The organism is Microbacterium sp. NRRL B-14842, from assembly GCF_050470785.1.
This window is the reverse complement of record NZ_JBFLUM010000001.1, coordinates 1866149-1882633: the sequence shown is the minus strand read 5'-3', so window position 1 is coordinate 1882633 and position 16485 is coordinate 1866149. Positions and strand designations below refer to the sequence as shown.

16 protein-coding genes are annotated in these 16485 nt (G+C 67.5%); 11 read left to right on the top strand and 5 right to left on the bottom strand.

The window, feature by feature from the left end; translation table 11 throughout:
* Positions 1–2: 2 nt before the first annotated feature.
* Together AB1285_RS09375 and AB1285_RS09370 are read right to left on the bottom strand one after the other, a co-directional pair.
* Entirely contained in the window at positions 3–368 is a 366-nt protein-coding gene (locus tag AB1285_RS09375) for a DUF2304 domain-containing protein (RefSeq protein WP_187663700.1), read from the bottom strand.
* A 3-nt stretch (positions 369–371) separates the two neighbouring features.
* A complete protein-coding gene (locus AB1285_RS09370; RefSeq protein ID WP_187663701.1) occupies positions 372–1070 on the bottom strand; it encodes a glycosyltransferase family 2 protein in 699 nt (232 codons plus the stop codon).
* A gap of 76 nt (positions 1071–1146) precedes the next feature.
* Between AB1285_RS09370 and AB1285_RS09365 the strand changes: the two genes are divergently transcribed.
* The 4 genes from AB1285_RS09365 to AB1285_RS09350 are packed head-to-tail and all read left to right on the top strand — an operon-like array spanning position 1147 to position 5045.
* Positions 1147–2310: a glycosyltransferase gene (locus AB1285_RS09365; protein ID WP_187663702.1), complete on the top strand. Its 1164-nt coding sequence runs from the start codon at positions 1147–1149 to the stop codon at positions 2308–2310.
* A 46-nt stretch (positions 2311–2356) separates the two neighbouring features.
* Complete coding sequence (locus AB1285_RS09360) at positions 2357–2968, top strand: acyltransferase (protein WP_232089213.1); 612 nt, start codon at positions 2357–2359, stop codon at positions 2966–2968.
* Entirely contained in the window at positions 2965–4062 is a 1098-nt protein-coding gene (locus tag AB1285_RS09355) for a DegT/DnrJ/EryC1/StrS family aminotransferase (RefSeq protein WP_370428725.1), read from the top strand. The genes AB1285_RS09360 and AB1285_RS09355 overlap by 4 nt, the downstream gene beginning before the upstream one ends.
* Complete coding sequence (locus AB1285_RS09350) at positions 4059–5045, top strand: Gfo/Idh/MocA family protein (RefSeq protein ID WP_187664128.1); 987 nt, start codon at positions 4059–4061, stop codon at positions 5043–5045. Before AB1285_RS09355 ends, AB1285_RS09350 begins: the two co-directional genes overlap by 4 nt.
* Positions 5046–5099: 54 nt before the next feature.
* Here AB1285_RS09350 and AB1285_RS09345 read toward each other — a convergent pair whose 3' ends face one another.
* Positions 5100–6332: a glycosyltransferase gene (locus AB1285_RS09345; protein WP_370428726.1), complete on the bottom strand. Its 1233-nt coding sequence runs from the start codon at positions 6330–6332 to the stop codon at positions 5100–5102.
* Between the two features lie 47 nt (positions 6333–6379).
* The gene (locus AB1285_RS09340) at positions 6380–8155 is read right to left on the bottom strand and encodes an ABC transporter ATP-binding protein (RefSeq protein WP_187663706.1); all 1776 of its coding nucleotides are present in this window, start codon (positions 8153–8155) and stop codon (positions 6380–6382) included.
* A gap of 166 nt (positions 8156–8321) precedes the next feature.
* Between AB1285_RS09340 and AB1285_RS09335 the strand changes: the two genes are divergently transcribed.
* From AB1285_RS09335 to AB1285_RS09305, 7 genes are all read left to right on the top strand, one after another.
* A complete protein-coding gene (locus AB1285_RS09335) occupies positions 8322–9626 on the top strand; it encodes a glycosyltransferase (RefSeq protein ID WP_370428727.1) in 1305 nt (434 codons plus the stop codon).
* 50 nt (positions 9627–9676) lie between these two features.
* On the top strand, positions 9677–10744 hold the full coding sequence (wecB, locus tag AB1285_RS09330; RefSeq protein ID WP_370428728.1) for a non-hydrolyzing UDP-N-acetylglucosamine 2-epimerase: 1068 nt from the start codon (positions 9677–9679) through the stop codon (positions 10742–10744).
* Between the two features lie 54 nt (positions 10745–10798).
* Positions 10799–11746 (top strand): glycosyltransferase family 2 protein, encoded by a 948-nt coding sequence (locus tag AB1285_RS09325; protein WP_370428729.1) that lies wholly within the window; start codon positions 10799–10801, stop codon positions 11744–11746.
* Positions 11747–11818: 72 nt separating this feature from the next.
* Positions 11819–13114, top strand: a complete 1296-nt coding sequence (locus AB1285_RS09320; RefSeq protein WP_259953199.1) for a nucleotide sugar dehydrogenase — start codon at positions 11819–11821, stop codon at positions 13112–13114.
* Positions 13115–13163: 49 nt separating this feature from the next.
* Positions 13164–14300: a UDP-galactopyranose mutase gene (gene glf, locus AB1285_RS09315; RefSeq protein WP_187663711.1), complete on the top strand. Its 1137-nt coding sequence runs from the start codon at positions 13164–13166 to the stop codon at positions 14298–14300.
* Positions 14301–14310: 10 nt separating this feature from the next.
* Positions 14311–15129: an ABC transporter permease gene (locus tag AB1285_RS09310; RefSeq protein ID WP_187663712.1), complete on the top strand. Its 819-nt coding sequence runs from the start codon at positions 14311–14313 to the stop codon at positions 15127–15129.
* Entirely contained in the window at positions 15129–15863 is a 735-nt protein-coding gene (locus tag AB1285_RS09305; RefSeq protein ID WP_187663713.1) for an ABC transporter ATP-binding protein, read from the top strand. Before AB1285_RS09310 ends, AB1285_RS09305 begins: the two co-directional genes overlap by 1 nt.
* Before the next feature lie 22 nt (positions 15864–15885).
* Here the strand turns inward: AB1285_RS09305 and AB1285_RS09300 are convergent, their stop codons facing one another.
* On the bottom strand, positions 15886–16485 hold the full coding sequence (locus tag AB1285_RS09300; protein WP_259953201.1) for a hypothetical protein: 600 nt from the start codon (positions 16483–16485) through the stop codon (positions 15886–15888).

The following is a 16485-nucleotide window of genomic DNA, read 5'->3' as shown; positions in this document are numbered from 1 at the left end:
CCTCAGGGGCGATCGCCCTCGACCGGGTGCTCTCGTGACTCGTGTTCCTCGGCCTCCAGCAGAGCGATCTTGCGCGAGAGTCGTGTCAGCTGACGCTGCTGTTGGGCGTTTCGCCGATACTGCGTGTATACGAATGCGAGGAACATCACGATGAGTCCGTACAGCACGAGATCGGTGCCGCGTCCGACGCCGACGAGCTGAGCGAGCCACGAGAGCCACTGGGGGAAGAGTACCGAGAGCACCGCGACGACAACGAACAGGCCCATCAGGATGCGGCGGATGGCCAGATGGCTGTCGGCGCCGGTGCGCCGCATCATGAAGGCGGCGAGCACGACGATCGCCGCGATGAGAAGGAACTGGATCCACATGGGTCACCTCACCACCAGATCGACGAGGATGTTGACCGAGTTCAGCACACTCTGTCCTTTGGCTTTCGAGTAGTCGGTGTAGAGCAGCTCGACCGGATACTCCCGCCAGGGCAGGCCGGTGCGGCCGAGCTCGAGCACGATCTCTGTGGCGTGCGCCATGCGGTCCTGCTTCAGATCGATCTGCTCGGCGGCGTCGCGGCGGATCACCCGGAGGCCGTTGTGCGCGTCGGTGAGCTTCAGACTGGTGGTGAGGTTCGTCACCCACACTGCGGTCTTCAGCATGACCTTCTTGATCCAGCCGGGGTTGGTCCGGTCGTCGAGGAAGCGCGAGCCGAAGACGATCGCGAGGTCCTCCGCACGCGCTAGCTCGAGCATCCCGAGGGCATCTTCGATACGGTGCTGGCCATCGGCGTCGAAGGTGACGATGTACTCGCACTCCGAGTGGCTGAGCGCGTAGGTGATGCCGGTCTGCAGTGCGGCACCCTGACCCAGGTTGACGGGGTGCTGGACGAGCATCGCTCCGGCCTCCGTGGCGATCCGTGCGGAAGCGTCGCTGGAGCCGTCGTCGACGCAGATGACGTGGGCGAACTCCTGACGCAACTGGGTGATCACACTGCCGATGACGCTGGCTTCGTTGTACAGGGGGATGACGATCCAGGCTCGCCGATCGGGCGTTCGAGGTGAGGGGACGCTCGGGGACATGATTCCATTGTGTCAGGTGTCTTTCCGGTCACCGTGAACCCCGAGCCCGTTGGACGAGATGACGAAACGAAACAGAGTGATCGTCGCGACCCGGCTGTACACCCCGGAGGTGACCGCCGCGAGCTTCCGGATGGAGGCGCTCGTGCAGGCCATGACGACGAGCGCGGACGTGACCGTGCTCACCACCCGGCCGCCAGCCGGCAGCGTCGCGCGCGCTGAGGACACCGCAGCCAGGATCAAACGGATGCCCGTGCTGCGTGACCGCTCCGGCGCGATCCGCGGGTACGTGCAGTACCTGTCGTTCGATATCCCTCTGTTCTTCCGTCTGCTCGTGAACCGTGCCGACGTTATCGTCGCGGAGGCGCCACCTACCACGGGGTTGGTGGCTGCCGTCGCCGGCATGCTCACCAGGCGACCGGTTGTGTACTACCCGGGGGACGTGTGGTCGGATGCCGTGGCCTCGACGGAGGCGCCAGGACTGGTGGTGCGACTGATGACAGCGGTCGAGCGCTTCGTGCTCCGGCGTTCCGCGCGGTCGATCGCCGTGTCGGCGGAGGTCGCCGAACGTCTGGTCGCGGTCGGTGCGCTGCCCGAGCGCGTCGTCGAGGTGGGCAACGGCATCGACACGGATGTGTTCCGCCCCGATGTGTCACCCGCCGCCGCCGAGCGTCCGTACTTCGTGTACACGGGAACGATGTCGGAGTGGCAGCAGCCCGACGTGTTCGTGCGCGCATTGGCCGAGCTGGACGACGTCGACGTCGATATCCGGTTCTTCGGCCAGGGATCCGTGGAGGCGGAACTGAAGGCGCTGGCGGACACGCTGGTGCCCGGCCGCGTGCACTTCGGTGGGCTCGTGCCGCCTGCAGGCTCGGCGTCCTGGATCAGGGGAGCGGTGGGTGCGCTCGTGAGCATCGTGCCCGGGATCGGCTACGATTTCGCGCGACCGACGAAGACGTACGCTGCGGCCGCCGTCGGCACCCCCGTGCTCTTCGCGGGGGCGCAGACGGGCGCCGAGGTCGTTCGGGCCGCGGGTCTCGGTGAGGCCAGCGACTTCACGGTCTCCGAGGTCGCGCAGGCGATGCGACGACTCGTCGCCCAGGCACAGGACGGGACGACGGAGCGCGAGCGTCCGCGTCGAGCGCAATGGGCCGTCGACACGGTGTCCTGGAGCACGGTCGGTGGGAAGGCCGCCGATGTCGTGCGGAGCGTGCTTGACGGTCTGCGCGGCCGACGCCGGTAGAATCGCCTGTGGTGCCGCCACGTCCTGGCATCATGCAAGGAGCGCTGTGACCGAATCATCCCGCGTGCGGATCGTCGAATCCGCTGATGTCTCCTCGGATGCCTCCATCGGCGACGGCTCCTCGATCTGGCATCTCGCACAGGTGCGGGAGCAGGCGCAGCTCGGCGAGAACTGCATCATCGGGCGGGGGGCCTACGTCGGCACCGGCGTCGTCATGGGCGACAACTGCAAGGTGCAGAACTACGCGCTCGTCTACGAGCCGGCGCGGCTCGGCGACGGTGTCTTCATCGGGCCGGCCGTGGTCCTCACCAATGACACGTATCCGCGGGCCATCAACCCGGACGGCTCGATCAAGAGCGCGCACGACTGGGAGCCCGTCGGCGTCACGATCGAGACGGGCGCGGCGATCGGTGCCCGGGCGACGTGCGTCGCCCCGGTCACCATCGGCGCGTGGGCGACGGTCGCCGCGGGAGCGGTGGTCGTCAAGGACGTCCCGGCGTATGCACTCGTGGCGGGTGTGCCCGCCAAGCGGATCGGCTGGGTCGGCGAGTCCGGCGTACCGTTGACCGCCGGTGCCGAGGCCGGTGTATGGATTTGCCCGCAGAGCGGCGAACGCTATGCGGAGAACGATGGAACCCTGACCAAGGAGGCAGTGTGAGCGAGTTCATCCCCCCGGCGAAGCCGATCATCGGCGACGAGGAGCGCGAGGCCGTCGACCGGGTGCTCCGCAGCGGCATGGTCGCCCAGGGGCCGGAGGTCGCTGCCTTCGAGGCGGAGTTCGCCGATCACTTCGTGCAGGGGCGTCCGTCCGTCGCCGTCAACAGCGGCACCGCCGGCCTGCACCTCGGGCTGCTGGCTGCGGGCGTCGGTGCGGGCGATGAGGTCATCGTTCCGTCGTTCACATTTGCCGCGACCGGCAACTCCGTCGCACTCACCGGCGGCACGCCGGTCTTCGTCGACATCGAGCCGGAGACCTTCTCCCTCGATCCGGCCGCCGTCGCCGCCGCCATCACCCCGAGCACCAAGGGCATCCTGCCCGTGCATCTTTACGGGCACCCGGCCCGCATGCGCGAGCTCGAGGCGCTGGCCGCTGACCGCGGTGTCGCGCTGTATGAAGACGCCGCGCAGGCGCACGGCGCTTCGCTGGACGGCCGCCCTGTCGGCACGTTCGGACAGTTCGCCATGTTCAGCCTCTACCCGACGAAGAACATGACCAGTGGTGAAGGTGGCATGGTCACGGCGGAGAACGCCGAGATCGCCCGGATGCTGAAACTGCTCCGCAACCAGGGCATGGAGCGTCAGTACGAGAACGAGATCGTCGGCTTCAACGCCCGTATGACCGACATCCACGCCGCCATCGGGCGTGTGCAGCTGACGAAGGTCGACGCGTGGACGGCTCAGCGCCAGGCGAACGCCGCGTTCCTGGATGCCGAGCTGCGAGGCGTCATGACGCCTCCGGTCGCCGAGGGCGCCGTGCACGTCTACCACCAGTACACGATCCGCGTCCCCGAGGACCGTGACGGCTTCGTCGCGGCTCTCAAGGCGGAGCACAATGTGGGCTCGGGCGTCTACTATCCGATACCGAATCACCGCCTGCCGTCGCTCGCACCCTACGCACCGGATCTGGACCTGCCCGAGACCGAGCGCGCCGCCCGCGAGGTGGTGTCGCTGCCGGTGCACCCGTCGCTGTCGCAGGACGACCTCGATCGCATCGTCACCGCAGTGAACACCCTCGCGGGAGCGGGCGCCTGATGGTGTTGCGGGCGGGTCTGCTCGGCGTTGGGATGATGGGACGCCATCACGCGCGCGTCCTGCGTGAGGTGGACGGCGTCGACCTGGTCGCTATCGCCGACCCCGGAGGAGACCCGCACGGTGTCGCCGGCGACCTCAGCATCCTGCCCGACATCGAAGCCCTCATCGATGCGGGCATCGACCTCGCCGTCGTCGCCGTGCCGACGCGTTTCCACGAGGACGCGGCGCTCAAACTGGCCGCCGCCGGAGTGCACACGCTGGTGGAGAAGCCCATCGCGCACAGCATCGAGGCCGGACAGCGCATGGTGGACGCGTTCGAGAGCGCGGGCCTGGTCGGCGCGGTCGGTCACATCGAGCGCTTCAACCCCGCGCTGCAGGAGCTGCGCCGTCGGATCGAGGCCGGTGAGCTCGGTGCGGTCTACCAGGTGGCGACGCGCCGGCAGGGGCCGTTCCCGTCCCGCATCGCCGACGTCGGAGTGGCGAAGGACCTCGCCTCGCACGACGTCGACCTCACGGCCTGGGTCGTGCAGTCCGACTACGAACGCGTGTTCGCGCAGACGGCGTTCAAGAGCGGCAGAGAGCATGAGGACATGATCACGATCACCGGGCGCACCATGTCGGGTGTCATCGTGAATAACATCGTCAATTGGCTCTCGCCCATGAAGGAGCGGTTGACCGTGGTCACAGGCGAGAAGGGCGCGTTCGTCGCCGACACCTCGACCGGCGATCTCACGTTCTACGCGAATGGCACCATTCCGCTGGAGTGGGAGTCCGTGTCGACGTTCCGTGGCGTGTCCGAGGGCGACGTCACCCGCTACGCCTTCGCGAAGCGGGAACCCCTGCGCGTCGAGCACGAGGCGTTCCGCGACGCGGTCCTGGGAGCCGACAGCGACGTGGTGACGATGGCCCAGGGCTTGCGCACGCTCGCAGTCGTCGAGGCCGCGCTGGAGTCCGCGCGCACGGGCAGCTCGATCACGATCTGAGGCCCGAGGGGTCCGGAGGGATGACTCCGCACGAGCTCCTTCCGGATCTCGGGCTCAGACGATCGCTTCCAGAGCGTCCAGGAACACCCGGCTCTGGGCGTCACGCGTGAACTGCGTGCCCTCGGCGAGCGATGGGGCCTGTACGCGTCCGGTGCGCGACTTCTCCTCGGCCATCGCGTATAGAGCGTCCGCGATCGCCGCGGGGTCATTGCTGACGACGCCGAGCCCGTTGTCGCGTATCAGGTCGCCGGCGGCGCTGTCCTCGAGCCCGGTCATGATGATCGGGCGCGCAGCTCCGATGTACTCGAAGACCTTGCCGCTCAGCACGCCCTTCTCGCCGGGGTCGTTCCACAGCAGAAGCAGCAGCGCGTCGGAGTCGGCTTGGATCTGCAGCGACTCCGCGTGGCTCACCTTCCCGTGCTGGCGGACGGCGGCATTGAGCCCCAGCGACTCGATGGCGGCAGCGACCTCGGCCGAATGCGGACCGTAGAAGTCGACGGAAATGCGGGTGTCCGGGTGCGCACGCAGCAGCTCCGCAACGCCGCTGAGGAACGGCAGGGGATCGCGTCTTTTAGGGATCACCCAGCCGCAGTAGGCGATGCGCAGTTCGGAAGAGGACGGGTGGTACTCGAGATGCGCGAAGTCCTGGGGGTCGTAGCCATTGGTGACCACGACCGTGGGGACCCCATACGCAGCTTCGAGTTCGTCCGCGAGGGGGGCGCTGACCGTGGTGAGCAAGGCAGCGTCCGACACGTGCCGACGCTCGACAGACGAGTCCAGGCGACGTCGGAGCGCGCCGTACGGGTAGTAGGTGCTGTTGGAGAGCAGGTCACGGTAGTCGACGGCGAGCTTGGCCTCGAAGTGCTTCGCCAGTCTGGAACCGAGCATCAGGGCGCTGAACGGGCCGACGCTGGTCACGACCACGTCAGGGCGCCAGTCCCATGCGGCGGCGTGGCGCCCTGCGGCTTTCGCCCACCGGCCGTAGATGTCCGGCCAGACGAACTTCATCGCGATGGCGTAAGCGACCGACGCGGCACGGTGCCACGGCCGCGGCTTCTTCGGTTTGAGGCTCTGCACGCCGGAGACGGCCTTCATCATCGGGTCCGCCACGCGGTGGATGGTCAGCCCGGCGTGCTCGGGGACGATGAGACCCTCGTCCGCGCCGTCGCGGGTGAGCACACGCACCTCGTGCCCCGCGGAGGCCCAGAACGAGGCGAGCTTCGAGATCCGCACGGCGGCGATCTTGTTCTCGGGCGGGAAGAACGGGCAGATGAGCAGGATTCGCATGTTCCGGGTCTCCTGGGAAGGGCGGACGGGGGAGGGAGCGGACGAAGCTACGGCACAAGTCCGGCGAGCGACGCTTGGAACCGGAAGTCGGGTACCTGCGCGACGACTTCGTCGAAGGTGCCGAAGCCCAGGACGCGACCCTGATCGAGGTAGCAGACCTGGTCGTAGTGCCGGATGGTGGCGAGACGGTGCGCCACGGTGATGAAGGTCACCTTGCCGTGCAGCTCGTTCATCGATTCGACGACTCGGTTCTCGGTGGCCGTGTCGAGCGAGCTCGTTGCTTCGTCCATGACCATCACCAAGGGATCGGTGTAAAGCGCCCTGGCGATCCCGAGTCGCTGTTGCTGCCCTCCGGATACCGAGGAGCCGCGTTCGCCGAGACGCTCCTCGAGTCCGCCGGGACGCTCGGCAATCTCGCTGATGTGCGCTCGTCGAAGAGCCTGGACGACACGGTCGGGATCGTAGTCCTGCTCCCACGTCAGCGCGACGTTCTGCGCCACGGAGCCGTCGAACAGTGCCACCCGCTGCGGCACATACCCCACGCGCTGACGCCACTGATGCAGGACACGGTCCACGGGGTGCCCGTCGATCTCGAGAGTTCCCGACGTCGGTACGCTGAGGCCGAGGATGATATCGATCAGCGTGGACTTCCCGGCGCCCGAAGGACCGACGATAGCGAGGCTGGATCCGAACGGGACGCTCAGATCGAGGTCCTTCAAGACCGGTCCGCGGTCACCGTCGTAGCTGAAGGAGACGTTCCGCAACCGCAGCTCGCGGGGGTGCAGGGGCAGGCTCTCGGAGTCGCTCGGCTCGGTCTGCACGGCCGTGTTCGTCTGCGTGAGCTGTCGGATCACGTCCCTCGCGTAGACCTCGTTCGAGGATGCGGCTGTGAGGCTGGCCTGCACAGCGTTCATCGAGGGGATCATCCGGAATCCGGACGCGGCGAACAGCGATATGGCCACGACAGCCTCCGCGGCGCCGCCGGTCAGGAATGCCGAGGCGCCGATGAGGACGAATCCGCCGATCAGGGCGGCCTCGAAGGCGTAGCGCGGGACGATGGTCATGAAGGCGAGGTTCGCCCGCGATCGGGTCGCAACCGCTCGGTTCTTCGAGATGACGCGCCCGGCCTCGTCAAGCTTGCCCCGCAACGTGACCTCTTTCAGCGCCTCCACCATCTCCGTCATCACAGTCGCGACCCGATAGGAGTAGTCACGACTGCGTTGGCCTTCGGATTTCGAACGACGGGAGAGCGTGAGCGAGATGGTTCCGGACACGATCGAGAGGTAGACGAAGGCGATCAGTGCCGTCAGCGGCTGAGCGATCACGAGGATGAGCAGTGCCGCGAGGAACGTGAACAGGTTGCCGGGCACTTGGGAGAGCGCGAGAAGGAATCCGCGGTTCGCGCTGCCCACCGAGGAATCGACCACGCGCGTGAGCTCCGCAGTGCTGATCCGCGAACGGTCCTCCCAGCTTGAGTGGGTGTACGCGGCGAACAACCTGTCGCCGAGGTCCAGCTCGTACCTGGCGAACCGGCGCGTGGCGCGCCAGTGCAGCGTCGCCGCGAGCACTCCCTTGAGGATGAACAGCGCGGCGACGGCGACCACGACCCAGGCCGTGGCCGACTCGGGGAGCGGGCCGAAGAACGGGATCTCGATCGGTTTGTCGGTGACGAAGGTGTTCACCGCGAGGACAATCAGAGCCAGCGCCGCGGTGTCGAGGATCGCGAGCAGGCCTGTGGCGATCGAATACCAGAGATAGAACGGGCGGGCATCGCGCGGAAGCACGCGGAACAGATCGAGCAGTGTCCGCCAGATGCTTCTCATCGGGGTGAGTCTCCTTGCTGTTTCACAGGGCTACGCCGACGCGGGAAACCCTCATGGATCCTACCCGTTGGCATTCGGGCGGATCTGTGGGCGTGCGCAGAGACGCGGAGGCGTCGCTCTTCACCCGTGTGCGAGGATGGACGGCAGCTGAACCGACGGGAGACCGATGCGCCACGCCGCCGCCAGAGAGCAGGCTTCGGAGACCTGCCTGATCCTCCTCACGAACTGCTTCCCGTTCGCCCCCGGCGAGGAGTTCCTCGAATCGGAGATCGGCCACCTCGCGGCGGCATTCGATCGTGTGCTCCTCATCCCGGTCGTCCGCAGCGTCGGACAGACACGGAGACGGGCGACTCCGGAGAACGTCGAGGTGATCCTCCCCGAAGCCGTCAGCACGGCGAAGGCTGGCATCCGGAGAGCTCTTCGCTATGTGGTCCGGCACCCCGTCAGAGCCGCGGCGGCTTTCGGGCGCGCATTGCGATCCTTCCCCCATCCGCGGCGGATCTTCGTAGACCTCCGTCTCGATCTGCTCGCCTGCACGGTCGCCGACGAGGTGGCAGCACCGGTCCGCGCGCGGCTCGCTCCGGGAACGCGCGCCGTGTTGTACAGCTACTGGATGATGGTGCCGGCGCGGACGGCGGTGCGACTGGCTGACCGGTTGGGCAGTCGGACGGTGCCGGTGATCAGCCGCGCACACGGCTACGACGTGTTCTCCGAGCGTAGCCCTGGCGACTTCCTGCCTCAGCGCGAGCTGCTCCTCTCCAGCGTCTCGGAGGTCTTCACCGCTTCAGAGCACGGGGCGGACTACCTCCGGACGAAGTACCCGGACTACGCCGACCGCATCAAGACTGGCCATCTCGGTGTCGCACCGGCGAGGTCGGCAGGCAACGTGGTGCAACACCCGCTGAAGGTGTACACCTGCGCCTACCTGGTGCCGGTGAAGCGCATCCCGCTGCTCATACAGGCGCTTGCCGTCGCGCAGCGTCGGGGGCTGAAGGTCACCTGGACCCACATCGGCTCAGGGGGCGGGGAGTATGCCGCTGCTGTCGAGAGACAGGCGGGCGAACACCTGGAGTCCGGAACCTTCGAGTTCCTCGGCGACCTCACCAACGACGAAGTCCGCGCGCAGTACACAGCACAGCCGGGCGGTGTGTTCGTCAACGTTTCCGAATCGGAGGGGGTTCCCGTGTCGATCATGGAGGCACTCGCACAGGGGTTTCCCGTGATCGCCACGGACGTCGGGGGCAACAGCGAACTGATCGACGTCGATGGCGGGATGTTCGACGGACTGCTCCCGGCTACGCCGACCGCCGAGGAGATCGCCGACCGACTCGAGCTGCTGACCGCTGCGGAGACGGACGACTACCGACGGTACGTGGAGGCGAGCATCGCGCACTGGCAGCGGGCATGGTCGAGCGATGCGAACTACTCCGCGTTCAGCGCACACCTGCTCGGCGCGGCGCGCGCAATCTGACAGCCTGTCCGCGCGCATCGCCCCGCAGCGGCTTGCCTAGGATGGGTGTCGTGAAGATCATGAGTGTCGTGGGCGCGCGCCCGCAGTTCGTCAAGCTCGCCCCCATCGCCCACGCCATGCAGGCTGCCGGCCACGAGCACGTCATCGTGCACACCGGCCAGCACTACGACCCGATGCTTTCGGACGTTTTCTTCCGCGACCTCGGCATCCCCGAGCCGGACGCGCACCTGGGTGTCGGTTCCGCTTCACACGGTGTTCAGACGGGCGCGATGCTCGCCCAGATGGATGAGGTGCTTGCGCGTTTCGAGCCGGACAGTGTCCTCGTTTACGGCGACACGAATTCCACGCTCGCGGCGGCCATCAGCGCGGTGAAGCTGCACTACCCCGTGGCGCATCTGGAGGCAGGGTTGCGGTCCTTCAACAGGGCGATGCCCGAGGAACACAACCGCGTACTCACCGACCATTCCGCCGATCTCTGCCTCGCACCCACTGAAGTGGCGATGGGCCACCTCGCAGAGGAGGGACTCTCCGCGCGGTCGGTCTTGGTTGGCGACGTCATGACCGACGTGCTGTACCAGGTTCGTGATGCTGTGATCCGCGAGGGCTCGACCGCCGCTGCAGACATCAGTGGTCCGGGGGAGTACTACGTGGCCACCATTCACCGCGCCGAGAACACGGATAGCCCTGAGCGGCTGCGCGAAGTCGTTGCGGCCTTGGCTGCCGCGGACAAACCGGTGATCCTGCTGGCGCATCCGCGCGTGCGCGCCAAAGCGGCCGAGCACGGCATCGCGCTCGACGCGGGCGCGTTGCGAACGCGGGATCCACTCGCGTACCCGGAGCTGATCGCCGCGGTTCTCTCGAGCGCCGGCGTCGTGACTGATTCCGGAGGCCTGCAGAAGGAGGCCTTCCTGCTGAGGGTGCCGTGCACCACAGTCCGGCGTGAGACCGAGTGGGTGGAGACGGTCGATCTCGGATGGAATGTGCTGGCGAACTCCGCGGAGGAGATCACCGCCGCACTGACGAGGCCGGCGCCCGAAGCGACCGAGGCGGCCCCGTACGGCGACGGGCATGCCGCGACACGCGCGGTGAACGCGATCGTCGCGGCTTTCGGCGGCTGAGCACTCGGCGCAGGGCGCCAGCGTGGCCATGTGGTTCTGCGATACGATTCGGCCGTGCTTCTGACTATCGGGATCCCCACCTACAACCGCGCCGAGGACGTCAGGAAGACCGTGACGGAGATCCTGGCGCACGAGGATTCTGAACTGGTCGACATCGTCGTCATCGACGACGGGGGAACCGACGACGCCGCTGAGCGCCTGCGCGCAGATCCGGCGGTCGTCGACAGGGTCCGCGTGCTGCGGAACCCGGAGAATCTGGGTTACGCAGGCACCTTTGCGAGGTTGTTCCGCGAGTGCGAGACCGAGTACCTCATGCTCACGGCCGATGACGACCGTGTCCTGATGGAGAACATCCGAGCCCTTGTGGAATACCTGAGCGACCACGCCCCGGTTTTCGTCTCTCCCCAGTTCCTCAGAGATGGGCGAGTTTCCCGGGGACGCTCGTTCACCGGGGCGATCGCCCCCAGGGATTTCCTCGCGGCATCCGCGCACGCGCCGGGCCTGGTGTATCGCGTGGAGGACTGCCTGCCCGCGCTGGGGGAGCTCGCGGAGCGGGCGGAGGCCGAGGAGGTCGACGCCCTCGTATACCCGCAGGTGCACATCGCCATGCGCCTGATGCTGGCTGGCGAACGCTGCACCTGGCTCGCGCTGCCCACCGTCGCCGAAGGTGCGTACCGGCCATCGGGTATCCGGGATGCGGCAGGGGGCCAGTACTGGTCGGTCGAGTCGCGTTGGAAACAGCTGCAGGCATACGACGCTCTTCTCTCCCGGTGGACCGCCGACGATGCGAGCGGGCGGGCGCAGGAGATGCTCACAGCGCAGCGGGACCGCGCCTTCCATGCGATCGCGAGCGCTATCCGCATGGAGCACCCTGACCTCGGCGCCGCGTTCGACGAGGGTGCTCGTCGGCGTTGTCAGAGAACCCTGCGAAGCCGCATCCTTGCCGTGCCGATCGTCGGGTGGGTGGTGCACCTGCGCCGGTCTTTCGCACGCCGATCATGACGGTGCTCCCCCTTCCGAGGGGTCTGTCGCGCGCGGGCATCATCCGCCGAATCGCCCCATAGACTGGACCCCATGCGTATCGCCGTCGTGGCCCTCGGAAAGATCGGGCTTCCCCTCGCCGTCCAGTTCGCCTCCTCCGGTCACGATGTGATCGGCGTCGATGTCAACCAGAAGGCGGTCGACATCATCAACGCCGGGCAGGAGCCGTTCCCCGGCGAGGCCCACCTGGCGGAGAAGCTGCAGGAGCTCGTCCCCTCCGGCCGTCTGCGCGCCACGACCGATTACGCCGAGGCGATCCCGGGAGCCGACGCCGTCGTGCTCGTCGCACCCGTGTTCGTGAACGACGAGACATGGGAGCCGGACTTCCAGTACATGGACTCGGCGACGCGATCGCTCGCCGAGCACCTCACGCCCGGCACCCTGGTGTCGTACGAGACGACGCTGCCCGTGGGGACGACGCGGAACCGGTGGAAGCCCATGATCGAAGAGGGCTCCGGCCTGACGGAGGGCACGGACTTCTTCCTCGCTTACTCGCCGGAGCGCGTGCTCACCGGGCGGGTCTTCGCTGACCTGCGCAAGTACCCGAAGCTCATCGGCGCGCTGTCCGACGAGGGAAACCGTCGCGCCCGCGAGTTCTACGAGTCCGTCCTGCAGTTCGACGAGCGTCCCGACCTCCCTCGCCCCAACGGTGTGTGGGACCTGGGAACGACGGAGGCCTCGGAGATGGCGAAGCTCGCCGAGACGACGTACCGCGACGTGAACATCGGTCTGGCCAACCAGTTCGGTCTGTTCGCCGCTGCACACGGCATCGACGTCTACAAGGTGATCGAGGCCTGCAACTCGCAGCCGTACAGCCACATCCACCGCCCCGGCATCGCCGTCGGCGGACACTGCATCCCGGTCTACCCCCGCCTGTACCTGTCCACCGACCCCGACGCCGACATCGTGCGCGTCGCGCGCCAGCTCAACGCCTCCATGCCGGAGCGCCTGGTGGCGCAGGCGGAAGGCATCCTCGGCGACCTGAGCGGTCTGCGAGCGGTCGTGCTCGGGGCCGCCTATCGCGGCGGCGTCAAGGAGACGGCGTTCTCCGGCGTGTTCCCGACGGTGAAGGCTCTCCAGGACCGCGGCGCGCAGGTCGTGGTGCACGATCCGCTGTACAGCGACGAGGAGCTCGGACGCCTCGGCTTCGACGCGTACGAGTTCGGCGGCGAGGCGGACCTCGTGATCCTGCAGACGGACCACGCCGACTACCGCGAAGTGTCGCCGGCGGACCTGCCGGGGGTCCGGCTGCTCGTCGACGGGCGCAACGCCACGGATGCGGCTCGCTGGGCGGGGACCCCGCGGATCGTGGTGGGCGCTGCGGCCTGATCGGCCCGGTGACCCGACCTCCCAGGCGCGCCCCGATACGATGGGGAACATGGATCTTCTCGTCGTCGGGTCGGGTTTCTTCGGCCTCACCATCGCCGAGCGCGCCGCGGAAGCGGGCCGCACGGTGACCGTCATCGACCGCCGCTCGCACATCGGCGGCAACGCCTACAGCGAGGCGGAGCCCGAGACCGGGATCGAGGTGCATCGCTACGGTGCGCACCTGTTCCACACGTCGAACGCGACGGTGTGGGAGTACGTCAACCGCTTCACGTCGTTCACGAACTACGTGCACCGCGTCTACACGACCCACAAGGGCGTCGTCTTCCCGATGCCGGTGAACCTGGGGACGATCAACCAGTTCTTCCAGGCCGCGTACACGCCGGACCAGGCTCGCGCTCTCGTCAAGGAGCAGGCGGGCGAGTTCGATGCGAAGTCCGCGACGAACTTCGAGGAGAAGGGCATCGCCCTCGTCGGCCGCCCGCTGTTCGAGGCGTTCTTCCGCGACTACACCGCGAAGCAGTGGCAGACCGACCCGCAGAAGCTCTCCGGAGACATCATCAGCCGGCTCCCGGTGCGCTACACCTACGACAACCGGTACTTCAACGACACCTGGGAGGGCCTGCCCACGGACGGCTACACGGCGTGGCTCGAGCGGATGGCCGACCACCCCCGCATCGAGGTGAAGCTGGACGTCGACTACTTCGACGAGTCCCAGCCGCTGAACAAGAAGGCGACCGTCGGTCAGGTCCCGGTGGTCTACACCGGTCCCGTCGACCGCTACTTCGACTACGCCGAGGGGGCGCTGAGCTGGCGCACGCTCGACTTCGAGCAGGAGGTGCTGGACGTCCGCGACTTCCAGGGCACCAGCGTCATGAACTACCCGGACATGGACGTGCCGTACACGCGCATCCACGAGTTCAAGCACTTCCATCCGGAGCGCAAGGACGTCTACGAGTCCGAGAAGACCGTGATCATGCGGGAGTTCTCCCGGTTCGCCGAGCGCGCCGACGAGCCGTACTACCCGGTGAACACCCCGGCCGACCGCGAGGGCCTGCTGGCGTACCGCGAGCTCGCGAAGGGGGAGAAGGACGTCCACTTCGGCGGTCGCCTCGGCACGTACCAGTACCTCGACATGCATATGGCCATCGGGTCGGCGCTGTCGCTCTGGAACAACACTCTCTCCTAGACTCGGAATCGTGAGTCACGCTGCTGTCGGGGCGCCCGGGACGCCCCGGCGCTATCTGCATTCGCTGTGGCTGCTGTCCGCGCGCGACCTCAAGGTCCGGTATGCGACCAGCTTCCTCGGTTACGTGTGGTCGGTTCTCGACCCGCTGGTGATGAGCGCGATCTACTGGTTCGTGTTCACGCAGGTGTTCAGCCGCGACGTCGGCGAGCAGCCGTACATCATCTTCCTCATCAGTGCGCTGCTGCCGTGGGTGTGGTTCAACAGCTCGGTGTCGGACTTCACCCGGGCGTTCAAGAAGGACGCCCGCCTCGTCCGCTCGACGTCGATCCCTCGTTCCATCTGGGTGAACCGCATCGTCCTCAGCAAGGGCATGGAGTTCCTGTTCTCCCTGCCGGTGCTGGTGCTGTTCATCGTCATCAACCTCCTGTTCGAGAGTCATGCCGACCAGGTCGTGCAGATCGGCTGGGGCGTGCTGTGGGTGCCGGTGGCCATCCTCATGCAGACCGTGCTGCTCGTCGGGCTCGGCTTGCTCGTCGCTCCGCTGTGCGTGCTCTACACCGACCTCGAGCGCACCACCGCCCTCATCCTGCGTGCGATGTTCTACGCGACACCGATCATCTACAACGTCACGGACCTGCCCGGCATCTTCCAGACCCTCGGCGCCTTCAATCCGCTCGCGGGGATCTTCATGCTGTACCGCATGCCGTTCTTCCCCGATCAGTGGAACCCGTTCACGCTCACCGTCAGCGCCGTGATGTGCCTGGTCATCCTCGCGCTCGGCGTCTGGGCGTTCCGACGTCTCGAGCGCCCCGTCCTGAAGGAGCTGTGATGGACGCCGCTATCGTCGTGCAGAACCTCGGCGTCCGCTTCCGCCGCAACCGTCGCGGGCAGCGGAACTTCAAGGACCTCTTCGCAGGAGCGTCCCGGCGCTCGCGTCCCGGCGAGTTCTGGGCGCTGCGCGACGTCTCCTTCACCGTGCAGCCGGGTGAGTCGATCGGCGTGGTCGGTCGGAACGGGCAGGGCAAGTCGACGCTGCTCCGCCTCGTGGCCGGCGTCCTCCTGCCCGATGAGGGCACGGTGAGTGTGAACGGCGGCGTCGCCCCGCTCATCGAGATCACCGGCGGATTCGTCGGCGACCTCACGGTCCGTGAGAACGTCCGCCTGACCGCCGGACTGCACGGCATGTCGAAGGACGAGGTCGCCCGTCGGTACGACGACATCATCGCCTTCGCCGAACTCGCCGGATTCGAGGAGACGCCCTACAAGCACCTCTCGAACGGCATGAAGGTGCGTCTGGCGTTCTCCGTCGTCTCCCAGCTCGATGAACCCATCCTGCTCGTCGACGAGGTGCTCGCGGTCGGCGACAAGGCCTTCAGGGAGAAGTGCTACAAGCGCATCGACGAACTGCTCTCGGACGGCCGCACGCTGTTCTTCGTCAGCCACAACGAGCGCGACCTGCGCCGGTTCTGCACCAGGGGGCTGTACCTGGATCGCGGCACGCTCGCCATGGACGCCCCGATCAAGGACGTCCTGGACCGCTACAACGCGGACTACTCCGTCTGAGGCGACGCACCGACCCGGAGTGTCAGAGGCCGACGAGGCCGCGCAGATCTGCCGCGGCGGAGCGTGCATCGGCGATCGCCCCTGACACTCCGGAGCCGCTCTCGATCGCCGCTCGCAGTGCTGCGAGGCGCTGCGCGTAGGTCTCCACGCCGGAGCGCCAGGGGTCCTGGATGGACGACGGCGGCAGTGCGTCGCCCAGGCGCTGCGCGTCCTGCTGGAGCGAATCCACGACAGGAAGCGCGTCCTGGCCGCTCGCTCCCGCGATGATGTCGAGTCCCCGGTCAGCGGAGTTCAGCCACCCGGACACCTTGTCGCGGAAGACCTCGACCGTCGGGTCGCCGACCGGGGGCGCGGTCGTGATCGGAGTCGGGTCCGGGGTCGCGGACGGGGCCGACGTGGCGGTCGGCGTGGGAGCGGACGTCTCGGACGGGCTTGCCGTCGGAGACGGACTCGCGCTGCCGGCGGGCTCGGGGCCACCATCGCGCGGCAACAGGAAGAACAGCAGGACCCCGACGATCGCGAGCGCCGCAACGCTCAGCCCGACGATCAGCCACACCCGGCCGGTGCGCTTCGGCGCGGGGGGAAGCGGGGCCCACCGTACCTCGGGCTGCGGCTCGTCCAT

Excerpts from the sequence above, each read along its gene's own strand:
- glf (WP_187663711.1), top strand. The coding sequence starts at position 13,164 with ATGGATCTTCTCGTCGTCGGGTCGGGTTTCTTCGGCCTCACCATCGCC.
- AB1285_RS09305 (WP_187663713.1), top strand. The coding sequence starts at position 15,129 with ATGGACGCCGCTATCGTCGTGCAGAACCTCGGCGTCCGCTTCCGCCGC.
- AB1285_RS09335 (WP_370428727.1), top strand. The coding sequence starts at position 8,322 with ATGCGCCACGCCGCCGCCAGAGAGCAGGCTTCGGAGACCTGCCTGATC.
- AB1285_RS09370 (WP_187663701.1), bottom strand. The coding sequence starts at position 1,070 with ATGTCCCCGAGCGTCCCCTCACCTCGAACGCCCGATCGGCGAGCCTGG.
- AB1285_RS09375 (WP_187663700.1), bottom strand. The coding sequence starts at position 368 with ATGTGGATCCAGTTCCTTCTCATCGCGGCGATCGTCGTGCTCGCCGCC.
- AB1285_RS09300 (WP_259953201.1), bottom strand. The coding sequence starts at position 16,485 with ATGGACGAGCCGCAGCCCGAGGTACGGTGGGCCCCGCTTCCCCCCGCG.
- AB1285_RS09320 (WP_259953199.1), top strand. The coding sequence starts at position 11,819 with ATGCGTATCGCCGTCGTGGCCCTCGGAAAGATCGGGCTTCCCCTCGCC.
- AB1285_RS09340 (WP_187663706.1), bottom strand. The coding sequence starts at position 8,155 with ATGAGAAGCATCTGGCGGACACTGCTCGATCTGTTCCGCGTGCTTCCG.
- AB1285_RS09345 (WP_370428726.1), bottom strand. The coding sequence starts at position 6,332 with ATGCGAATCCTGCTCATCTGCCCGTTCTTCCCGCCCGAGAACAAGATC.